This is a genomic window from Tissierellales bacterium, from assembly GCA_025210965.1.
Lineage (GTDB): Bacteria > Bacillota > Clostridia > Tissierellales > JAOAQY01 > JAOAQY01.
Genome location: JAOAQY010000124.1, coordinates 1 through 6,999, shown reverse-complemented (window position 1 = coordinate 6,999; position 6,999 = coordinate 1). Strand labels below are relative to the sequence as shown.

Annotated in this window: 5 protein-coding genes; all 5 read right to left on the bottom strand. The window is 30.0% G+C overall.

The window, feature by feature from the left end; all coding sequences use genetic code 11:
* Positions 1 to 275 precede the first annotated feature (275 nt).
* The gene (locus N4A40_09335; protein MCT4662049.1) at positions 276 to 1,292 is read right to left on the bottom strand and encodes a virulence RhuM family protein; all 1,017 of its coding nucleotides are present in this window, start codon (positions 1,290 to 1,292) and stop codon (positions 276 to 278) included.
* A gap of 67 nt (positions 1,293 to 1,359) precedes the next feature.
* On the bottom strand, positions 1,360 to 4,083 hold the full coding sequence (locus N4A40_09330; protein ID MCT4662048.1) for a TM0106 family RecB-like putative nuclease: 2,724 nt from the start codon (positions 4,081 to 4,083) through the stop codon (positions 1,360 to 1,362).
* A 100-nt stretch (positions 4,084 to 4,183) separates the two neighbouring features.
* Positions 4,184 to 5,194 (bottom strand): hypothetical protein, encoded by a 1,011-nt coding sequence (locus N4A40_09325; GenBank protein MCT4662047.1) that lies wholly within the window; start codon positions 5,192 to 5,194, stop codon positions 4,184 to 4,186.
* Positions 5,187 to 6,086 carry a hypothetical protein gene (locus N4A40_09320; protein MCT4662046.1) on the bottom strand — a complete coding sequence of 300 codons (900 nt, stop codon included), beginning with the start codon at positions 6,084 to 6,086 and terminating at the stop codon, positions 5,187 to 5,189. Before N4A40_09320 ends, N4A40_09325 begins: the two co-directional genes overlap by 8 nt.
* Before the next feature lie 281 nt (positions 6,087 to 6,367).
* On the bottom strand, positions 6,368 to 6,999 hold a 632-nt coding region (locus tag N4A40_09315; GenBank protein MCT4662045.1), incomplete at its 5' end, for a hypothetical protein.

The window sequence follows — 6,999 nt, the reverse complement described above, 5'->3', positions numbered from 1 at the left end:
GTGAGCAGATAAAATATTCCGAATCCAAGGATAAGAAATGAAAGCCTCTTAAAATACTTCCAAGCTTTCTCCGGGTTATTATCTATTAGATTTTTCATTATATGTTTACAGTGCTACTTACTTTATTAATGCCACACAACGTTGACGTATATGGCAAGTAGGCGATTGCGGACTTCTAACTTATCAAACCGATAAGATTTTGAAGCGGGCTACACCCCTTGAATTTACATGCATTACGCCTATTTGCTATATACATTGTTAGGGGCTGGGCTTCATTACTTCTTTTTGTTTTTTTTCTCCAACATTTTTATAGCTTTATCAAAATCCGATTCTATTTTCTGCGTTTTGTTGAACTTGTCATATTCTCCAAATGCTTTTTGTTCTGCTTGTTTTGCTGAAATACTACCTTTTCCTTCCAACACTTTATATTCGTTAAAATCTAGAAATTTATTCACACTAACCGAAAATTGTTCCATTGTGAATGTGTTTCTATTCTCAATTATTCGTTCAATGTAATCAAAGTAACCACTAATTGTCCTCTCTAATCCTTTTATTTCTGTTTCTGACAGATAGTTTTTTGCAATATTTGTATCAGATTTTAGAATTCTACCTTCAGGAGAATTTTTCCATGATTTCAATCCCATAAACTCCTTATTTGCATCAGCTTTGCCATAAATAATTTCTGCAGCTGTATTTCCATGAATTGCAAAATGAAATTTATTTTGAACTGTTGCATAAAACTCTTTTGTTACATCTGATTTGGGGTCATAATCAATACTACATTCAGCAAAAATATCTGTAATTTGTTGGTATATCCTCCTTTCACTCGAACGAATAGAACGAACACGTTCTAATAATTCACGAAAATAGTCTTTCCCAAAATACCTACCATTTTTTAACCGTTCATCATCCATCACAAATCCCTTAATAATATATTCTTTAAGAGTTTGAGTAGCCCATATTCTAAATTTGGTAGCTTGTTGAGAATTTACTCTGTATCCAACAGAAATTATTGCATCAAGATTGAAATATTTAACTTGGTATTTTTTATTGTCCGATGCAGTTGTTTCCAAAATGGAAATAACTGATTCTTCTTCAAGTTCACCTGTTTCAAAAATATTCTTTAAATGCTTACTAATTGCTGGCACCTGAACACCAAATAATTGAGCTATTGATTTTTGAGAGAGCCAAACAGTGTCCTCATTTAAAATAACTTCTACTTTAATATTTCCTTCAGGAGCAGAGTAAAGCAAAAATTCTGTTAACTCATCTTTTATCGAAAGTTTTTTCATATATACTTTTCAAATAGATATTTCATATTTGTAAAAATACTATTTCCTGAATTAGTATTGTGTCTTTTTATAGACTGTTTATTTCGCTTAATAAATCTTGGTTCAAAATTTCTTTGTTTTTCAAATATTCCATAAATCTATTCCCTCGATATTTACAAGTCTGTTCTATTGAAGACAATATCATGTATGAATTTATTGAATTCTCTGTAAAAATACGATTGCCTTTTTCTCGATGCTTTGCAAATGACTTAATTGCATACTCAGCATTATTATTGTGCCATGGGATATTATCGTATTCCAAAAAAGTAAATAATTTTTCTTTGTATTTCTTAAACCGTAAAATATACTTAAGAGCTAAATCTGATGACACGTTTTCATTTAAAGTCAAATTATAAAAATCATCGACTTCCTTTTTATACCTCTTCAGAAAATGTCTTTTCAGACCTTTTTCATCTATAGTTAAAACGATTGATTTTAGAAGTTTACCAAAGTCAATAACGATTTTCTTTAATTCGTCATCAAATTGATTATGAAAAAAATCTGTATTCAAATCGCGCAGTAAATGGACAATACATTTTTGTTGTTTCTGAGGCAAACTATCATAACCTTTATAAAAATCTGATAATACTACACCTTTAAAATTACACAGAAAATCCTTCAGGAAATCAGCTTTCCTATCAGGTCTAAAAAGGTAGTATACAGTATTGAAGTTTGAGAAAACCCATACATATCCTTTTCGTTTCTTATCCAATTTTACTTCTGTTTCATCAATTTGTATCAAATTTCCACTTATTAATTCCTTGCGTATTAACTCATACGTTTTTGTACACTTTAAAGCAACATCTTGCTTAAATTCAAAAACTCTAATTTTGTTAATATTGATATTGAAATCAATTAGAGAATCAGCAATAGAACTAAAACTAACATTATGAGCAACATGTTGGTTTACACAATAATTTTTTAAGTTGTCTCCGAACATTTTTATATGAAAGACATTTTGAGGACTGAAACGCTTTGAACATTTTTTGCATTTCACAACACCTCCATTATATTGAACTATCCACCTTTTAATTCCATTCTGCATATATTTTAAGTCAATTACAGTCCTTCTGGTATGCTTTACTCTGTTTCTTAAATTCTTTTTAGCCACTGTTTTACAGTTAGGACATTTTTTAGGATAGACCTCTCGTATTTCATTGGGAACAATTCGTTTATGCTTAGTTTTCTGGCGAAGTCGGAAACTCTTTTTCGAAACCTTATCAGTACGGATGTATATTTTATCTTGATTATATGTAAAATATGAGAGCTTGTTTATTTCATTCAAAGTATTTTCGAAATAATCATCAGTATTTCTCCAATTATAAACACTTTCTCTCCTAAGACTAGGAATTGAAATATAGTCTTCCTTATTTTTGGTTACATTGACAATTGAATCATAAAGAATTCTTAATGCTATGCAATCCTCTTTATTATAAATGATTAAATTAGATTTTACTTCAGAACTCTTATTTACTTCCCAACATTTTCGATTAATTATAGCTGATAATCCATCTGAAATATTTGTACTCCAATTGAACCCTAAATTTTGAGCTAAATTTTTAAGTGTTGGATAATATATGTTACCTGAGATTTGACTTAATAGATTAACACATTTATTCTTTAAAGTTGGATAATTTCTTTTTTCTAGCTCCTTAAAAAGTTTATTCTCTGCATTTCCATAATGATAAATCACCGAATTGTCTGTAGACAAAAAATTATGCAATTCAGATAACATATTTTCAAACTCACTTTTTGTGTCAGCCCAGTAATATTTATAAAATTGCTCATCATTCCTGATTGCCAATACGCCTACTAAATAAATGAAATTTTCGGCTGGTAAATATTCAATATCTAAGAAAATTCTGTTACTTGATTCTATAGAATCAGGCAAGTCCCAAACATAAATTCTGTTTTCTCTAATAGATAAAGCCCTTAATTCATGATAATATCGCTTTACATTTTTCCGTGGTCTAAAAGTGTATGATAATTGTTCAATAGTGAATATACCCTTATTATTAAATCGTTTGACTATTGTTTCATTGGTACCTCCTAAAAGGCTTATACAATTCTTTGCTTTCTGTTCTTCATAGCATTCTCCCTCATAGGAACAAATTTTACAGTTATTTTTATAAAATTGATTAGTATCACTTTGATTCTTATAAAGAAAATCTAGGTAGGAGTTTAAATCTTTTCTTACATTCCGTTTATTGTTCTCTAGTGCAACTTTTTGAAGTTTTAATTCTGAATTAAAGAAATAAAACCAATTGACATCATTGCTGAGTATTTCTTCATAAGCCAAACAAAGCAGGGAGTAATATAGCTTCTCTCTACTTGTCAGCGAATAAGTATAACTATAGAAAATAGGAGCAAAAGAAATATCATCTTTGCTTTTATCAATTTTAAATAAGTCAAAAGCAATATTAAAATCATTCCATTCGATTTGTTTGTTAATGCAATAAAATCCGATGTTAAATGTATTTATATCTAGGAGAGAGCTTTTAGATTGAAATTCATATTTATCTAGAAGTTGATTTTTAATCCATGCTCCTTGATTATGCATGAATTGTTCATATTCAGAAAATACATACTCTTTATTATTTATTATTTTCTTTGCTTTATATGGGCATTCTAGATACGATTTTATGATTTCATTGTGTGTCACTTGCGTCTTTTTTTGCTTTGCCCCTAACGGTTTGGCTATGTGGAGTGCGGGACTTTGAAACGCTTTACAGTCAGGCTGCCACTGAGCCAATTCGTTTATTCATATTTTTGTTTTTATAGCCAAATCGTCAAAGACGAATTGGCGGTGTTGCTACGAAGAACTGCGGTTGGATTACTCGCTGTACCCCGCATTACATATGAGCCTTTGTTGTGTGTAGTAATTTTTCTACTTTTTCTACAAGCTCAGATGTGTTGTTTATTTTAATAAGTCTTAACTCAATGTCCTTATTATTATCATTGAATTTTTTAGCTTCACTCATTACCATAGGAGTTAAATCCGTATTGTAAATAAACCATGCTTCTCCAGGTCGACCTATCATAGTATTAATGAATTTCTTAAATGAACCAAGTCCTACTTTACTTTTAGTTAAAAGCTTGAATTCAATAAAGTAGGCTTTATTTTCTTTTTCAATAACAAAGTCATAGCCCTCGTCTCGTTTTGGAATACTGAATTTGATGTCCTTTATTGATTTTAAAGCTTCAATAAATTCCTTTTCTTTCTGTATTGCGAAATCTTTATAAGAAATGTCAACCGTCGATTCTTCTATTTCATTATCAATTTCTTCCTGTTTATCTTTTTCTAGTTTCCATCTTCGATAAAAACTAAATATCCCGATTATACTTGCAATTAATGAAATTATAATTGACAAAATGATTAGTAGTTTATTTTTGTCTCTTTGTTCTCTTGATTTCTCATATTCTGCCCATGCCTGTTCGGGAATTAAAACAGTTTTTAATGTTTCCAGTTTGTTTGTCAATTCCATGCGTTTCTCCAGTGGAAGAAATTTGTCCTCTATAAAAGAGAGTTGACATAGCGTTAGAATTTCATAAAAGGAATATGGAATTGCAACTTTTTCCTCAAGCTCTTTTCCGACAACCACAGTCTTTATTTCGTGAATTGTTATTGTTGAATCCTTGTAAACAAGCTCCTTTATTGTTTGAATAGTTTGGCGTTTTGAGGAATTTAATTTCTCATTTTGATTTTCTTTTATCCACGAAGGAACGTAAATAGTACCAAAATAAATTGTCAATAGAATACCTACTATTCCAAATATATTTGATAAGTTTTTAATTAACCAGCTAAAAAATATTTTCATCGTTGTTTTATTATTGAAAAAACGGTTCCTTTCTTCATTACTCATTGCCTTGTGAGGTAGTTTGCTTGTTTTTTCTTTGTTTATTTTTCTTTCTATTTTGCCTATTCCTTTTGTTCATTTTGTAATGGTCAATTATGGTCAAAATTTTTGCTACTATTCTATATTTAAAAAAGTTGTAGGATTCAACATGAATAACCTCTTCTGGATATTTACTTCTAACCCTGTTTACTTCTTCCTCAAAACTGATAATATCAATTTTTTTATAATCGAATTTTCCATCTTTCTTTTGGTTTTCAAGAAATCTTTGGAGCGTTTCTTTTGTCTCTAAACTTTCCTTTGTAAGTTGAAATTTTGAAAATCGTTTATGACGATAGTCGTCTTTATAAAGTGAGATTACATATTCCTCTTCTTTTTCTGTAGTAACCTCAATCAAAAACTTTACGTTACTCCCATAACTTTTATCTTTAAAACGATACCGGATAGGGTCGATTAGTGCTGTTGAATGATTTTCGAAAAAAGGAATAATTGGGTCCCATTGTTTTGTGTTAGATTTAACCGTGTATTTACCATTGGAGGTCGTTAGTAAAATTTTGCTTTTAACTTTCTTATTATCTATTAGTTTGTCAATTCTTGTCAGCCGAGAACCTAAACTATAAAAAAGAATAGGTTCATATTCTTTGTAATAAACTTCAAACGGTTTCAGAATTAATGGCGAGTCGGAAAAGTCCTCAACAAGCAAATAATTATTTAGTCCAAATTTTATATAGATTTTGAATATTATAGCAGCTCTATCTTTTAAATTCTCAACGATTATACTGCTTACATATTTGTCTTCACAGTCAATTGAACTCGTAACAGAATAACCACACCTAAATCGTTGTCCAGCTTTTAATGAAAAAGCTCGAATTGTAAAATACAACGCAATTATTGAAATCAATAATGCTGTAATTGAGACTAAGCTGCTTGTTATATTTTCATCTAAAGTTATGGTCATCTGGGCTGTTTATTATTACACACAACGGTTGGCTAGATGAAGCGATTGGCGATTTAACGAACCAAACCTTCCAAAACTCCACTGAGCCAAATCTTTTATTTGTTTTTACCTTTTCATTTTAAAGCCAAATAAAAGATTTGGCGGTAGTCAATTACCCTACTTAACTTTCAAGTGCTCACGAACGCCAAATGCTTTATACTAGCGTGTTGGGGCTAGTTCTTTCTTTAATAAAATCTGTTCAATAGTTTCTCTGATTTATATCCATTCTCCTTCTTTTCTTTAAGTCTAATCCAAGGAGCATCATATTTTGAATACATTACAAAACAAGCATGTTCAGTTTTTATTTTGTTATCTATTTTAGTCATTTTTGAACATACAAACCATGGAGCTCCAGCAATACCTGTATAGATATATGACCTGTCTGTTATATTCCTATTCCATTTGACAACATCCCATTTAAATTCAGCCAGAAACTTAATACCTTCTTCATGAAATTTGAATTCTTTATTTGCATTATTCCAAGAAAAGCTTAAATCAAATTGGTTATTCCAAATCATTCCCCAATTTTCAGATCTGTTAGGATCTCCTATTGCATGCATGTAAAATAAAGTATCTCCAATTACCTTTGAAAGTTCTTTCAGTTTGCTGTTTAATTCTTTTCTGACACGATTATAGTCAATTAAAAACGGTTCGTAATAAAAATAAAATTCTTCTGGGATTTCTTTTTTCACATATAAACTCTCCGATTTAAACAGAGATTTTAATTTGTCTTTATTACTCTGCTGGGAAAACGTATTCATTGCTAACAGGATAAAAACCAAAGACAAAAAGGTTCTAATTATAACGTTTTGTATGT

What these genes read in the sequence shown, in the direction of transcription:
- N4A40_09335 (MCT4662049.1), bottom strand. Translation starts at nt 1,292, where the DNA reads ATGAAAAAACTTTCGATAAAAGATGAGTTAACAGAATTTTTGCTTTAC.
- N4A40_09325 (MCT4662047.1), bottom strand. Translation starts at nt 5,194, where the DNA reads ATGAGTAATGAAGAAAGGAACCGTTTTTTCAATAATAAAACAACGATG.